17 protein-coding genes are annotated in these 14,768 nt (G+C 34.4%); 5 read left to right on the plus strand and 12 right to left on the minus strand.

The window, feature by feature from the left end:
* Nucleotides 1-225: 225 nt before the first annotated feature.
* The 3 genes from MMB68_RS21655 to MMB68_RS21665 all read right to left on the minus strand — a co-directional run bounded on the left by MMB68_RS21655 (nucleotide 226) and on the right by MMB68_RS21665 (nucleotide 2,960).
* Nucleotides 226-1,044: a mechanosensitive ion channel family protein gene (locus MMB68_RS21655; protein WP_221782495.1), complete on the minus strand. Its 819-nt coding sequence runs from the start codon at nucleotides 1,042-1,044 to the stop codon at nucleotides 226-228.
* 229 nt (nucleotides 1,045-1,273) lie between these two features.
* Entirely contained in the window at nucleotides 1,274-2,302 is a 1,029-nt protein-coding gene (locus tag MMB68_RS21660) for a serine hydrolase domain-containing protein (protein WP_277549323.1), read from the minus strand.
* Nucleotides 2,303-2,372: 70 nt separating this feature from the next.
* Nucleotides 2,373-2,960 (minus strand): MarR family winged helix-turn-helix transcriptional regulator, encoded by a 588-nt coding sequence (locus tag MMB68_RS21665; protein ID WP_277549324.1) that lies wholly within the window; start codon nucleotides 2,958-2,960, stop codon nucleotides 2,373-2,375.
* Between the two features lie 243 nt (nucleotides 2,961-3,203).
* On the opposite strand from MMB68_RS21665, the gene lgt reads away from it, so the two are divergent.
* From lgt to MMB68_RS21680, 3 genes are all read left to right on the plus strand, one after another.
* Nucleotides 3,204-4,019 (plus strand): prolipoprotein diacylglyceryl transferase, encoded by an 816-nt coding sequence (gene lgt, locus MMB68_RS21670; RefSeq protein WP_277447981.1) that lies wholly within the window; start codon nucleotides 3,204-3,206, stop codon nucleotides 4,017-4,019.
* Nucleotides 4,020-4,264: 245 nt separating this feature from the next.
* A complete protein-coding gene (locus MMB68_RS21675; RefSeq protein WP_277549325.1) occupies nucleotides 4,265-5,311 on the plus strand; it encodes a YeiH family protein in 1,047 nt (348 codons plus the stop codon).
* 475 nt (nucleotides 5,312-5,786) lie between these two features.
* The gene (locus MMB68_RS21680) at nucleotides 5,787-6,746 is read left to right on the plus strand and encodes an aldolase catalytic domain-containing protein (protein ID WP_033578621.1); all 960 of its coding nucleotides are present in this window, start codon (nucleotides 5,787-5,789) and stop codon (nucleotides 6,744-6,746) included.
* Nucleotides 6,747-6,895: 149 nt separating this feature from the next.
* Here the strand turns inward: MMB68_RS21680 and MMB68_RS21685 are convergent, their stop codons facing one another.
* The 6 genes from MMB68_RS21685 to MMB68_RS21710 form a co-directional block, all read right to left on the minus strand.
* Nucleotides 6,896-7,231: a L,D-transpeptidase gene (locus MMB68_RS21685; RefSeq protein ID WP_116740989.1), complete on the minus strand. Its 336-nt coding sequence runs from the start codon at nucleotides 7,229-7,231 to the stop codon at nucleotides 6,896-6,898.
* Nucleotides 7,232-7,304: 73 nt separating this feature from the next.
* Nucleotides 7,305-8,567 carry a glycoside hydrolase family 18 protein gene (locus tag MMB68_RS21690; protein WP_277549326.1) on the minus strand — a complete coding sequence of 421 codons (1,263 nt, stop codon included), beginning with the start codon at nucleotides 8,565-8,567 and terminating at the stop codon, nucleotides 7,305-7,307.
* A 705-nt stretch (nucleotides 8,568-9,272) separates the two neighbouring features.
* Nucleotides 9,273-9,704 (minus strand): ATP-binding protein, encoded by a 432-nt coding sequence (locus tag MMB68_RS21695; RefSeq protein ID WP_221782483.1) that lies wholly within the window; start codon nucleotides 9,702-9,704, stop codon nucleotides 9,273-9,275.
* A gap of 117 nt (nucleotides 9,705-9,821) precedes the next feature.
* Nucleotides 9,822-10,511 carry a Na-translocating system protein MpsC family protein gene (locus tag MMB68_RS21700; protein WP_221782481.1) on the minus strand — a complete coding sequence of 230 codons (690 nt, stop codon included), beginning with the start codon at nucleotides 10,509-10,511 and terminating at the stop codon, nucleotides 9,822-9,824.
* A 139-nt stretch (nucleotides 10,512-10,650) separates the two neighbouring features.
* Entirely contained in the window at nucleotides 10,651-10,866 is a 216-nt protein-coding gene (locus MMB68_RS21705) for a hypothetical protein (RefSeq protein WP_182421102.1), read from the minus strand.
* Nucleotides 10,867-11,043: 177 nt separating this feature from the next.
* Entirely contained in the window at nucleotides 11,044-11,739 is a 696-nt protein-coding gene (locus MMB68_RS21710; protein ID WP_014460656.1) for a Na-translocating system protein MpsC family protein, read from the minus strand.
* Between the two features lie 269 nt (nucleotides 11,740-12,008).
* On the opposite strand from MMB68_RS21710, the gene MMB68_RS21715 reads away from it, so the two are divergent.
* Nucleotides 12,009-12,188, plus strand: a complete 180-nt coding sequence (locus MMB68_RS21715; protein ID WP_221782479.1) for an H-type small acid-soluble spore protein — start codon at nucleotides 12,009-12,011, stop codon at nucleotides 12,186-12,188.
* 354 nt (nucleotides 12,189-12,542) lie between these two features.
* Here MMB68_RS21715 and MMB68_RS21720 read toward each other — a convergent pair whose 3' ends face one another.
* Nucleotides 12,543-12,860, minus strand: coding sequence for a DUF3243 domain-containing protein (locus tag MMB68_RS21720; protein ID WP_014460657.1), 318 nt, complete (start codon nucleotides 12,858-12,860; stop codon nucleotides 12,543-12,545).
* Between the two features lie 254 nt (nucleotides 12,861-13,114).
* Here MMB68_RS21720 and MMB68_RS21725 point away from each other — a divergent pair, with 254 nt between their 5' ends.
* On the plus strand, nucleotides 13,115-13,519 hold the full coding sequence (locus MMB68_RS21725) for a hypothetical protein (protein ID WP_221782477.1): 405 nt from the start codon (nucleotides 13,115-13,117) through the stop codon (nucleotides 13,517-13,519).
* A gap of 319 nt (nucleotides 13,520-13,838) precedes the next feature.
* Here MMB68_RS21725 and MMB68_RS21730 read toward each other — a convergent pair whose 3' ends face one another.
* Both MMB68_RS21730 and MMB68_RS21735 read right to left on the minus strand, forming a co-directional pair.
* Complete coding sequence (locus MMB68_RS21730) at nucleotides 13,839-14,009, minus strand: hypothetical protein (protein ID WP_221782475.1); 171 nt, start codon at nucleotides 14,007-14,009, stop codon at nucleotides 13,839-13,841.
* A gap of 252 nt (nucleotides 14,010-14,261) precedes the next feature.
* On the minus strand, nucleotides 14,262-14,636 hold the full coding sequence (locus tag MMB68_RS21735) for a cupredoxin domain-containing protein (protein ID WP_221782473.1): 375 nt from the start codon (nucleotides 14,634-14,636) through the stop codon (nucleotides 14,262-14,264).
* Between the last annotated feature and the right edge of the window lie 132 nt (nucleotides 14,637-14,768).

Raw genomic sequence — 14,768 nt, forward strand, 5'->3', positions numbered from 1 at the left:
GTTAATTCCCCTTTACCTTTTGAGTGTTTTGTTTAATTTTACCATGTTGCTAGAAGAATAATTTAGATATACTAAATAATTTTTTCTGTTTCAGATAATTAATCTGTACTGGAGAAGTACTTAATAGATATTTTTTAAAATAAAAAACACCCTTTTTAAAAATTAAAAGGGTGTTTGTGCCTTAAATATAAAAGCTTGTATATAAACAGGGTATGAGTTTTATTTTTAATGGCTTGTCTCGAAGCTTTCAGCCATCATAAGGTCATTTTTGTAGGCAGCCATTGCGAGTTCATATCGCACCTTTTGACCCGCTTCTACAAAATCAGCTTCCTTCACAAGGCCTGATAATGAATATTGGTGACCTTTAAAACCTACGTTCAGTTCAGTAATTTGATTGAATTGAAAACTTTCTATAGGAATTCCATTCACATCTTTCAGCAAATATTGGCCATATTTCTCGTTACATGTTTGTGCTACCTGCTCCATTACTTTGAAAGCATCGTCCGGGTTTTGTCTATAGTTGAGAATAAGACTTTCATTTACCCGGCGTCTTCCTCGGGTTCCGTTCTGAAGTTCTGTAATGTTGCTATATGAGACGGTATAGAGGTAGCCGTCATACTGGCGAATCTTTAAGTAGCGCATAGTAATTTCTTCTATTTTCCCTTGACGGTTTCCGTTGAGAATAACATAATCTCCATGGTGGATCTGGCGTTCAAACAAGTAAGTCAGTCCCATTATATAATCACGGATGATATGCTGGAGGATTATTGCCAGGGCACTGGCCAACACTACCGAACTAGTGAGAATCTTTCCGAAGTCAAAGAAATGGCTAAGCACATAAATAAAGAAAAAAGCCAGCCCCAATACTCTTGTGACTTGATTAGAAAAGTGCATGAGCGTCTCTTCTCGTTTTTCATCTAAAAAGCTCGTTTTATCAAAGAAAAGCTTAATGAATTTGCGAATAAAATAAACGATAAGTACAATCAGCAGCCCTACCGTTAAAACCTTTACGGGAAACTGCTGGAAAAATTCAGTAAAAACCAACTTACCCACTCCTTATTTCTAACACTATACCAAAAGAATGTATGGAAAGACAAAAATCTTCTGTTCCTTACAAACCTTAATGATAATAGCACGGTTTTATCAAAAAAAGAAGTGGTATCTAAGCTTCTTGAAAGTCGGTATATTGGTGATAATCTCTCAATTAATTGAAATTAAAGGGTTAAGGTGAACTGTAATAGACTAATTTTCTTCATTTTTTTGTAGACTATTCTTATATATCTTTTGGCTTTTGCAGGCTTCCTAATAAAGACATTCCTATATGTTCATCATTATTTCTCTCTAGTTTATAATTAGCTAAAACGACGGACGCAACTTTCTTTTCCTTATCAATTCCTAAAAATGAGCTGAAGCATCCTGTTCCACCGCCGTGCAACATCACGTTATTGTTTTTCTTTAAAAGCAACCATCCAAGACCCATATCAAACTTCTTTGTTCCATTACCGTGTTTTTTATGACAAAAAGACAGATATGGTTTATCTTCGTCCATATTTATTTTTGCGTATTTAAGTAAATCGTCAGCGGTTGAGGATACTGCACCCGCAGGTGATATAAAGTTTTCTTTGTCCCACTGCCAGTTGCCGCAATCATTATTTTTGCGGTCATAACCCTGTAAATTATTATTTGAGCTGCCTAAACAAGTCTCCTTTAGTCCAAGCTCATTATGAAAAAAGTCATTCATAGTATCCCAATATCCTTTGCCTGAGATAGTTCCTAACACATACCCAATAAGTGAAATACCGAAATTAGAATATTTCCACGAATAATCTACTTCTTTCAATTTAGTTCTTTCAATTAGCATTTTCATTTTGTTAAAATCCATATGCAGCGGATTATTTTTGTTAAAATCACTTCCGCCAAAAATCAAACCTAAAATTATTTTAAAATATTCCCGTTTATTTAAAGGTAAGCTTCCTGAATATCCAGAAGAGTGAGTAGCGAGGCGGAGCAATGTAGGATAATACGTGTCTTCTTTAAGTTCTCTTATGTATTTTTGTATAGAATCGTTTAGTGTCAACTTGTTTTCAGATATGTATTTTGATAGCAGCGATACAGTGAAAGTCTTGGTAATAGAACCAATTTCATAATGATATTTTTTTGATGAGTCAATTTCACCGCTTTCGTTATAGACTTTTATAATAGACTGATTGTCCGTTAAGTAGCCAACGGTTAGTTTCAAGTATTTTTTTCCTTTACAGGTTTTATTAATTAACCGTAATGTTTCATCGCTGATTTCGAACATAATGAGTGCTCTCCCTTATCCTTTATTTAAAAAATTGTTAAAAGGATTGATCGATATGCTTTAAGTTAGATTAGCCTATCGAGTTTTTTTTTTTATTCTTTCTCATATTGTCAATTGCTTGAACCCTTCGACTTTCAAGCTCCCTTATTACTCTCAACTGTAATTCATTGTGATCACCATCCATTTTGATGTTGCCTTCTTCTTCAAATCCGTCATGTTCTTCCCCATCAAAGCTATAAAGTTTCTTTAAAAGCTTCCACATTATTTCCAACTCTTCGGTTGAAAATTTTTTAAAAAGGTCTTCCAAAAAGAAAATTCCTTTTTCTGAAACAACAAGCAGTGCCTCTTTTCCCGCTTTTGTAATTTTTACGTTAACTGCACGCTTGTCTTTACTGCTAGGAATTACGTCAACATAACCTTTCTTTTCCATAATGGTAATTAACTGTTTGACGCTTTGTTTTGTAGTTCCTAATTTTCTAGCAATATTATTTAACGTTGTTTCATCTTCAGGTAAATGAGCAATTGCCACCATCGCCATATGCTGTCTTGAAGTTAAAAGTTCAAGAGATTTATCACCCTTTACTTGGATTTTATTTGCCAGAGAAAATAAAGTAGCGTAAGTTTGCTGCATTAAAAAAAGCTCTCTATAAATATCCATATCCACTCTCCATTTTAGACAATATATTGTCTAAAATGATAGTATATTTTGGTAATTAAGTCAATATACTGTTTATTTTAATTTTGACTATTCTGTTACACTAAAGTAGGCAAAGAAATAGTGGCCGTTCGTAAGCAAAAGTTGTCCTTTCTTTATCTAATTAGATATACTAAAAAAGCACTCTAATTTAATACTACTCTAAAAAAATGTAAGAAAACCGATATGAAGTAAAGGAGAAAAAACATGAACCAGCATACACAACCTTTAAACCCTATCGCCTTCCACCTTGGTCCACTTGAAGTCCATTGGTATGGAATTATCATAGGAATAGGAGCTTTCTTAGGCTTTTTGTTAGCCTCGAAAGAAGGAAAGAAACGAGGTATCTCTTCCGAAACCATCTCTGATTTACTTCTGCTAGCACTACCAATTGCTATCGTTACTGCTCGAATTTACTACGTACTTTTTGAATGGAGTTATTATAAAGACCACCCAGGCGAAATTATAGCAATTTGGCATGGAGGCATAGCTATTCACGGTGGAATTATTGGATCTGTATTAACAGCTATATGGTTTTGCAGAAAAAAGAATCTTTCTTTTTGGAAAATGGCTGATGTTTTAGCTCCTAGCTTATTATTAGGCCAAGCTATTGGCCGGTGGGGAAACTTTATGAATCAAGAAGCACATGGCGGACCTGTTACACGTCATTTTTTAGAAACTTTACATTTACCAGATTTTATTGTTAATCAAATGTATATCAATGGAACTTATTATCATCCTACATTCCTCTATGAATCACTTTGGAACATAATAGGTGTTCTTGTCCTGATCGTACTAAGAAAATCCTTGTTAAAAAGAGGAGAAGTCTTTCTTACTTACCTGCTATGGTATTCGATAGGACGATTTTTTGTAGAGGGATTACGTACGGATAGCTTAATGCTAACTTCTCATATCAGAATAGCTCAGCTAGTTTCTTTCCTTTGCGTGCTAGGCAGTTTGATCCTGCTATGGTATAGACGCAAAAAAGGCTTAGCAACTAGTAAGGCTGTCTCTCTCTCATAAGCACATATATTTTTGTATGGATTATTTTTTAAAGAATTAAAGGATAAAAACGTACAAAAGGAGCAAGTTGATTTTCAGTAACTCTGAAGATCAACTTGCTCTTTTTTTGTTTAGTTTATTAATATTTTTAATCATAATCATGATTTATCTATATTTTACTAATAATAAACTGTCTTTTATAGTTAAAGTACATATTTCTTATGTGACGCTTTACTTGATAAGAATCTATATTGGGGATGAAATGCATGATAAATATAAATAGAGCTCAAAAGCAAAATCTATTCTCACGAACAAATATCTGGACGTCACCTACTGGTTCTGTATCGGCTAGAGGAGTTGCTTTTACTTTTCTTTTTGCTTTACTTGCTTATGGCTTAGCGAAAGTCCCGGGGTTTAATCATATCGGTCCACTAGCCTGTTCAATTATAATGGCAGTCATTTATCGTCAAATTTGGGGGTACCCTGAAAAAATAAGATCTGGAATTGAATTTTCTTCTAAAAAGCTGTTACGCTATGCGATTGTTTTATATGGACTGAAGCTTAATATTGATGTTGTTATTCATCATGGGTTAGGATTGTTGCTTCGCGATGTGGGAACGGCTTTATTTGCGATTGTTTTAACGGTTTTTCTAGCCAAATGGATGAAGGCTGATAGCGGTTTATCCCTTCTTTTAGGGATAGGAACAGGAATATGCGGTGCTGCAGCTATCGCAGCTGTTTCTCCGATTATAAAAGCAAAAGAAGAAGATACAGCTATCGGAGCTGGTGTTATTGCTTTAGTGGGAACCCTATTTGCGATTGGATATACCATTTTAAGACCTTATATACATTTAACGAATATTCAATATGGAATTTGGTCAGGCGTAGGCCTTCATGAAATTGCCCATGTAGCTCTAGCGGCAGCACCGGCTGGACGCGACGCCCTAGCTATTGGCCTGTTGGCTAAGTTAGGCAGAGTGCTCTTACTTGTGCCATTAAGCTTTATCTTAATGTACTGGATGAAGCGAACAGGAAAAATGGAAAAGGATACGAAGATTGAATTCCCTTGGTTTTTAATAGGTTTTATCATCATGAGTATTTTTGGGAGTTATGTCGTTGGTAAGCACCTTATAGTACCTAAAACGATCATGAATAATATTTCAACTCTAACTACCTTTCTTTTAACAATGGCTATGGTCGGGTTAGGTTTAAATGTAAGCATGAAGGCTCTTCGAACAAAAGCATTGAAGCCGTTGATTGCGATGTTTATTACCTCTATACTCTTATCATTTCTTACGTTTTGGACGATGTAAAGACAAGTAAATTAAAATGATTAAATAACAGCTAATATTTCCTATACAACTGTTAATGTGAAAAAAGTCTCTTATTTCTCAGGTTTTAATCTCTTCCCAAATTTATGGATTAATTATAGAGAAATCTAAACCTATAACCTAGATACTAATGGCAGTTCTCTCCTTAATAAACGGTTTCAATTAAAAAACAACCTTTATTGCAGTAAGTAGTGATGTAATAAAGGTTGTGTTTGTATATACTAGGGGTTGTAGTGCTGAACTTGGTGTTGTTTTAAGAGCATCAAGCGGATAAAAAGCCGAAGCATCTCCTACCATGAAATACAGTAAAGCAGAGAAACATTTAGAAAATACATTGACGCCTCTGAAACAGTCATGGTATAAACACAATAGGAGAGTTTAGCACTTAAAAGCATAAAAGCGATAAAGTTTAAAACAATATTTATATAAATAGAATACATAGGAGGAAACAACTACCATGGGACATAATAGCAAAATTATAGACTGTACCATTCGTGACGGAGGTTTAATTAATAATTGGGATTTTAGCGTTGAATTTGTGCAAGACTTATATAACGGCCTAAGCGCAGCCGGCGTTGAATACATGGAGATCGGTTATAAAAATTCACCTAAGCTTCTTCAAGCAACTGAGCCCAATCCATGGAGATTTCTTGACGACAACTTTCTCAAAGAAATTATTCCTGAGAAAAAGTTCACGAAGCTATCTGCCTTAGTAGATATTGGGCGTGTAGATCCAAATGACATTCTGCCGCGTGAACAAAGTATGTTAGATATGATTCGAGTGGCATGCTATATTCGCGAAGTAGATAAAGGTTTAGAGCTTATAAAAATGTTTCACGATTTAGGCTATGAGACTTCACTTAACATTATGGCACTATCTAGCGTACCGGAAAATCAGCTTATTGAAGCATTTGAAATGGTAAAGAAAAGCCCCGTAGATGTTGTATATATTGTTGACTCCTTTGGAAGCCTAGACCCTGCGGATATTGAGCATCAAGTGAAAAAGTTCCAAGCAATGATTCCTAGCAAACAGCTTGGGATCCATACCCATAACAATATGCAGCTAGCTTTTGCTAATACATTAACTGCGATGCGTAATGGAGTTACATTCCTTGATTCATCTGTTTATGGTATGGGCCGTGCAGCTGGTAACTGTAACACAGAGTTGCTTGTTAGCTACATACCAAAACCAAGCTATGAGATGAAGCCGATTCTTGGCGTAATTGAAAAGCATATGCTTGAAATGCGTCAAAAGTGGGAATGGGGCTATATCATTCCTTACATGATTTCTGGTGTGCTGAATGAACATCCACGTGTTGCTATGGCTTACCGTGATAGCGAAGATCGTGACAAATTCGTAGATTTTTATGACAAAGTAACGTCTCCAGAAGTTACTACGTCTCCAGCATCAAAATAAGTTTAAATGCTAAAAGTACCTCTGTTAATCGGGGTACTTTTTTGTTATTACATAAAAAAACCCCATGATTGTATAGCATCTACTTAAACTTTGATACCCTCACTCTCGACAATTAGCTAAATGTAAACAGTCGTGCTCTTCTTAAACTATTATTTATGTATATAAACCGGGGTTCCAATGGGAACTGCAGAGGAAAGTTCTAGAATATCTTCATTGTCCATTCTGACACATCCATGTGACATATCTCTGCCAATAGAAGCTGGATCATTAGTCCCGTGTATTCCATATGTAGGTTTTGACAGTCCCATCCATAAGGGGCCAAATACAGCTGGAGGAGTAGTATCTTTATTAATAATTTTAAATTTTCCAGTTGGAGTTGGAGTAATCATTTTCCCTACAGCAATAGGATATGTCTTTACCAATTTAGCTCCATCATATAGTTTTAATTTATGCTGCTTTATTGAGACATCTATCCTTTTTGCCATGGCAGTACCTCCAACTTCTTATAAGTTACTATACATGAAATTTTCTAGATTAATCCATAATAACTAATACTATTTATACCGTTCTAATAGTAAAAAATTTCTTTAAAAGCCAAGGTCCCGGCGTAAACCCAAGCGTTAATTGCCAAGCTCCTATTGCTTGCAAGCCGAATTGACGAACTAACACCATTTTTTCACTCATACTTCTGACATCTTCAAACCATACTTCATGCATCTGCCCCGCTTGATCTCTATACTGAAAAAAGGGGGATTTATACTCCTTAGAATATTGTATGGGCGACTGATATCTCATCGCTGTTTTAATCGCATTTTGATTGGATATAGCAGATGCTACTGTGCCAGGCTTGTAAGGAATTGACCAGTTATATCCATATAACGGGACTCCGATGATAAGTTTTCTTCGCGGAACACTTTTTATCGCAAATTCTATTGTTCTTTGTACTTCAGTGATAGGTGCAACAGGCCCTGGTTCGCTGCCTGCATGATGCCAATCATATGCCATAATGAACATATAGTTAACAACGGCACCTATTCCCCCGTAATCATATCCTTTTAACCAAGGGATATCTTCGCTTGTCTTGGCTGGAACCGCTATGGTCAGCACGTATCCTGCAGGTTTTAAACGTTCACCCAGCTGAAGTAAAAATCCTGTAAAAAGATCTCTATCCTCGGCCTTTACACGTTCAAAATCAATATTCACCCCGCCGTATCCTTTTCTAGATACTAAATAAAAAATATTATCGACAAGATTGTTTCTTGCCTGAGGATTATTTAAAACTTGATGGGCAAGATCAGAACTAAATCCTTCAGAAGTTAGATTAGTAATCGTAACTAACGGTGTAACTCGGTTTTTCCAAGTCGTTTCAATCGCTACTAAATCGTTTAAATCATTCATAATATCTCCATTGCTGCCAAAATGATATTCAAAGATAGAAATGGACGAGGAATAAGTTGCAAAATCAGTAATTAAATCGCGATCTAATTCTGGATTTCGAATGGCATAATACTCCAGTGTACCTGCAATATAGTCTGATATATTAGGGATTTTTATTTTCATTCCCACCTGCAAATAATTATAATGGACTGAAGGATTAGCTCTTTTTAATTGTTCTAAGGATACATAAGCTTTTTTAGCAATACTCCTCATCGTATCCCCAGGTTGAACTGTGTATACATAAGAAGCTATAAGTAAGGCTTGACCTGGAACAATATTTGTTTCTTCTAACCCATTTACCCTCCTAAGCTGCGCAATGGGATAATCATATCTCCTGCTTATTGAAGACAGGGTATCCCCAGGTTGAACTATATGAACAAACATGTTTTCTCCTCCTATGTACTCTTTATCGAATTATGTTTTATTTCGTGACAAGTTTAAAGAAGCCATTCAATAAATGTATATGAGTATTGTTTGTTTATATAACTGAGTTAAGTGAAGGGGAACCTCTTTACACACTCCCCCCCTCTATTGCTCCTCTAATACGGGTAGAAATGTTCCAGAGATTATACCAAAATCTATGTATCATAAATGTATGTTTTTGGTGTACTTGAAAAAGGCTGTTTTTTTGTCAGATAGGATTATATTAAGAAATAAAAAGAGCAAGCTCTCTAGCGTGAGAGTTTGCTCCTTCCATTTAATGATTAAACGGAAGGAGCTCCTAATTTTCTACACCTTTTTCTCATGTTTCTAAGCCTCTTGTGATTACTGCGGAGAAAAATTTTTGTCCTACTGCTAAGAGTTAATAAAGGAGAAGCACATGCTGAAGGTATCAACTCAAGCATGTGAAATATCTTAACCGTATCCTAGAGCAGGATCATCAGGGGATGATATTTTTAGAAGCTATCTCCTATTCAATAAAGGAGTCTTTTGTAAAGAGGAAGTCAGTTCTTTCTTAACCTTTTTAAAATTTTTTGACCCTAATAGGGCTTAATAAAAAATCTATTTTTCAGTCTAACTACTGATGAATCTATACAAATCTTTACCTACTGTTGTAGATAAACGTTTACATTTTAACTTGTGCTCCTTTTACTTATTTCTTTTTTTCCATTTTATAACCTCGATGTTAACACCATGGTTTTCTTGAGATGATATGGTGAATTCGTCCATTAATTTTTTTACACCTGATAAACCAACACCTAACCCTCCTGATGTTGTGTAGCCACTCTCCATCGCTTTTTGGACATTTTTAATGCCTGGTCCTTTATCTATGGCTATTATTTTGAGACCTATTTCAAGTTGATTCTCTATTATTTCCATTATAATTTTTCCCGTAGTGGCATATTTATATATATTTCTGGACAATTCTGAAATAGTCGTAATAATTCGGGCTTGATCAAGTGTGCTGAAGCCTAAGCAGTTAGAGAACATCCGCCCTTTCTGACGCGCTTCTACTATATCCACTTCAGTGTGTATCTCAACAGTTAAAGGTTCCTTTCCTTCATCCGATTGAAATAGCATAATTATCACCACTTTCTTTATTTTAATAGTAGTAAAAAAACAATAGGCCAAAAAGAAAGGTTATATGACCTTTCTTTTTGGCCTACATCTAGTTCAGTGCCTAGCTTATCAGTGCCGTTATGAAGTTGGGTTTAAAATCAGAAGAATCGTACTTTTATCTTTATGAAAGTCCCACGCGACTAGTACATCTGTTACCTTCGAATCTAAAATCACTTCTAATGATTGACTATGTTCATGAAGCAGCCTTTTTTCAAGATTTCTTTTAGCCAATGTAAGGTTTTCTTCAAACCCTAATTGCACTAATTCTTTCTCTACATTTACCATAATACCTTCCCTGATTATGAGGAGTGTTCTCTCATCTAATAAATAAGAAGAAACATCTTGAGGGAATTTTTCTGCTTTTCGAGTCACTTCCTCGACTTCTTTATGCAGCAATTTCTGATTTTTATAGGAATGATTGATTATATTTTCTTTATCAGAATGGAGCATGATAAACATGCCAGACTGCAGATCTAAATTCCAATCATAATAAAATTCCTCAATATCTACATGTATATTCAATTTTATATATCCTTTTATCTCTTCAATTAAAGTCTCCATTAACAAATCACGTGTTTTTTGAACATAGATAACTTGTCCCTTGTCTAACAAAGCCTTTTCTAAAGGTAATAAAAAGGCTTTAAAATAAACGGTTATAAAAGGAGGAGAAATGACGGTGAATACACCTCCAGGACCTCTTCCAAAGTTTTCACGAAGTAACCTTCCCATATAACTACTTAATTCTTTTTCCAGTTTCGTTTTATCCATAGATGGTGCACCTAGTTTCTAGTTTCATAAGGTATACTATTCGTGATGTTTTATGAAAACTCCTTCTTCATCATAAGATCATTTTCGGTAATAAGAATTCACTTTTTACAAAGTGTAAACGAGGCATACTAGTATATCTTTAATAGATTGGTTTCTGTTTACCTTTGTATTTTCTGTGTTTAAAGATTCTTCTTTTATTTGAAATTCCAATTTTACTTCCATAGATAATGGTACTTAAAAGTATTATATCCTTGCTAATTTCTTCTTTGTATAATTCATTGTCATACTTTTGGTAATCCTGCAACAATCGACGAAGCTCTTTTATAAACAATACAATCTCATGATTATCAGCCATACCGATCAAATCCTTTCTGTTGGCACATCCTATTTTCAGATGCTATTTTAGGGAATTATTCCGTTACAAAAGGACTTCCTCTTTTTAGACAACAAAAATAAGCCGAAAAAGAAAAGGTATGAGCTTTTCTTCCTCGGCTTATGTTTGGCACAATGTGTCCAATTCATTACTGCCTCATTAATTTTTTGGTTTTAGGATAAGCGTAATAATACTATTATCCTTTTCAAAATCCCAATCCACAAAAATATCAAGAATGTCTGCATTTAATATCTCATCATAGTCATCGTTTTGTCGTAAGATTCCTTTTTCCAAAGGGCGTTTAGAGATGCGTAAGGTGTCATCAAAACCCAACGAAATTAGCTGCTTTTCAATAGCCACCAGTATTCCTTCTCTTACGATGACCAATGTACGATCGCTTAATTTATATGAAGAGATTTTCTCAGGCCCTTTTTGTGCAATTTCACTCATCTTTATAATTCGATCATGAATTGCTTGTTTTCCTGGGTAAGGGTCACCCTCAGTCAAATCGGCTTTCAAATCGTCCAGACAAACTCCCACAAAAATTCCGGAGTGATGATCTAAATTCCAATCATAATATAAGTGCTGGATGTCAAGGTCTGTAATCCCTTTGATTTGCCCAGTGATTTGAGGTTCAAGAGTCTTTACCAAAAGCTCTCTTGTAGTCATCACTTGAAGTTCTTCATTCTGGTTTAACAGTACTTGTTCCATCGGCGATACAAAGCCACTGACATAAATAACAACATAAGGTTCATAAATCGTAACATGAACAGCCTCGGGGCCTTTTCCAAAGTTATCTCGTAACAATTTGCCCAAGTTATTCGCCAATTTTGTTTGCTGAGCCTTAATATCCATATTTCTTCATCCTTTATTAAGAAAGAAGCATCATATCCTCTTTCCATCATTTTATTGTACCATTACGAACGAATAATTTAAATATGCAGAATAAACAAAAAATAATTGTTACAATATGTTTAACCTAATTATAAACGTTCAAAACCTCTTCTTTCTATTGCTTGGGACGTATTTTGAATGTCACATGTAGTCAAATTATTGTTGGGGAAATATAGCTTTATCTTTTAATTGATGCATCGCAGGGACATACTAAAAAACGAGGTGATAATATGGAAATAAATCGAGCCAAACAAATTCTTTCTTCACCCAAGGAAATTAATGTTCATTACCACGGAGTTCCTATTTGGATTAAAAGTGTAGATGAAACATCAAGTATGGCTACCGTTCATGCGAGAGGAACACATGATGAAGACCGTATGGTTCCAGTCCTTGATTTAGAAGAAAAATAAAAAGTTGGAAAGGAAGAATGTAGTTTTTTTACATTCTTTTCTTCCATCTCCAAATAGAATCCAATAACTGATACTATATTTCTCTAAACTTTATTTATAAGAAAAAAGAGGGAAGAAAATAACTGATCTTTATTTCTTTTCTTTAGTTATACATTTTTATTAAGTTGTCAATAGAAGGGGTTGCAGATAATATATTTCAATCTCGGCTTATTCTTGCTTCTGCAACGATATTACCTAACACATAACGAATATAAAGAGCCACTTGTTTTACGCAAGTGGCTCTTTGCTACGTTGATTGAATACACTTGGATCCCTAATAAATAATGAAAAAAAGCAATCTATAAGTGATGTAGATTATTCTTTAACTAATTTAACAAGCATATGAGCAAGATGATGTTGTTCTTCCTCGTTTCCAACTTTCCATAACTCATGTAACAAGTATTGCTCTTCATTTTGTGGCTCCTCATGTGTTGCGAGATAATCAGCTATTTTTTTAGCTGCTAGAGCTAATTGATTATCATTTAACCCTAGTTTCTCACCTTTTGTGACTTTATCTCCTAAATAACTTTTAAATTCGTTAAAACTAGAAAGGATGTTGTCTTTCTTCTCTTGACTCATTTCATTTAGTTTATCCTCTACTTTATTTTCAACGGTTTCAGTATTATTGTTCATTTTTCATTCTCCTTCCAATTAAGTATTAATGTTCTTATATGGTAAATCCCCCATTTACAAGTATATAAACATTTCGTAGCCTACTCATATATTAAGTAGAATAATAGTAAACCTTGAATAAAACTCGATTATTTGTAATAAAGTTTAGTAAAAAACCTTTTTGATAACAGGATGTATTTCTTAGGATGTTAACAGCCTAGGTTAGTTCCACAAAACTTAATGGGTTATTTAGATGAGGAACGGAGTGAATACGAATGAGTTTAGCTACTTATATAGGCTCGAACGTAGAATTACCTATTAATAAGGAATTAGATGATTTAGTTACTATTGGGAGTTGCTTCTCAGATGAAAGAAATCGATTGAACATAAAGAAACACCCATTTACTACCCTTTATGTTTATGAAGTTGCAAGTGACTGGGGAATTGAAATTACGGAATATATGAATAAGAGCAGGCGCAAAGAATCAAAAGAAAAACTAATTGCACTATGCAAATTGATGGACCGCTATCTTAAGTCAGGAGACTTTTTTGAATTGTATAGTTGTTGGGTAGGAGAAGAAGCTGAAGAGCAAAAGAGGAAATTAACGTTAAACATCCATTACTTTGACATTGACGATATTGACATGCCAGAAAAAACATTAGTTAGAATTGAAAAGTGAGTTCGCCCTATTATTATGATAAAATTACCCTTATATAGTGTACATAAAAACAGAAAAACTCCCTTAATGCCTTAATGGAGTTTTTCTGTTTAAATATTAAGGGTGTAATTGCTTGTTACTTACATATCATTTAATAGTTTTGTAGATATTTATTATAACCTATCAAATGATTTTGGGAAAGAAAAAAATGAAAGCGATTACTTTGGGTTTAAAATAATAAATGAAATATAACTTTATGAAATGTATTTTGATTCTGAAAAAATACAGAGCTTAAGCTTAAATGTTCTAAGTTTCCCCTTATATATTAATAAAGAAACTTTTATTCTTTATCGTTTCCTGGCACAGCATTAGAAATTATAGAAACGTCTCCAGTATAATACTTATGCGGATAAGGATCAGAAGGCTTGGCAGGCTTTGTTACAAACTCTTTCTCAAGATCAGCTAATTCCTCTGATACCTGTTCTAAATCATTTGATTGATTATCACTCATATAAAATTCCTCCTTTTAATTAAACAAAGCTCATTGCGCATTAAGGATACGTTTTTTAATAATGTGGATATAAATGCTGTTTTTATTCTATACTTTTCTGTGCCTTTTCTTCACTTAGTATATATTTCAAATTAATATTTATTACTTTTTTGAACTTGTGAATGATTTATTTGTACCTTTAAAATCCATTATGTTAACTAAGAAAGTATGCTATATTCACTTCAAAAAGCAGAGACCGATGGGCCCTGCTTATTATTTGACTATCACTTTCCCTACCATTCCACTATTAAAATGGTACCTACATATCAGTTCATATGTACCGGGATTTTGTGGTTTCACGGCAATGGTTTTTTCTTTTCCAGGCTGGACTTCAGCGTCAATTCCGAGTTTTTCTACTGTGAAGGTATGCTCTTTCTGACCTTTATTTTTCAATATCAATGTAATCATTTTTCCACTTGGGATAGTGATGGTTTCTGGATTAAAGTAATCATCGTTCAACTGAACCTCCATGGCTTTCTGTCTTACCACGTCCGATTCGGCCAAAACGCCGAGTGCCCCTGAAGTTATCACACCGATAACCATCGCAAACAAAATGACCCATCCCGTTAACCACTTTTTCATAGACATTTGCAATCACTCCTTTCCTAAGCCATATTCTTTTCCAATTCATAAAATAATATCAATATTTTTTGTGAATTAAGTATTATTTTTCCTTAGTCACAATTTCCGGAAACTACAAATAGTTAGGAAAGTTGGGAG

Source organism: Priestia sp. Y58 (assembly GCF_029522095.1).
GTDB lineage: Bacteria > Bacillota > Bacilli > Bacillales > Bacillaceae_H > Priestia > Priestia megaterium_E.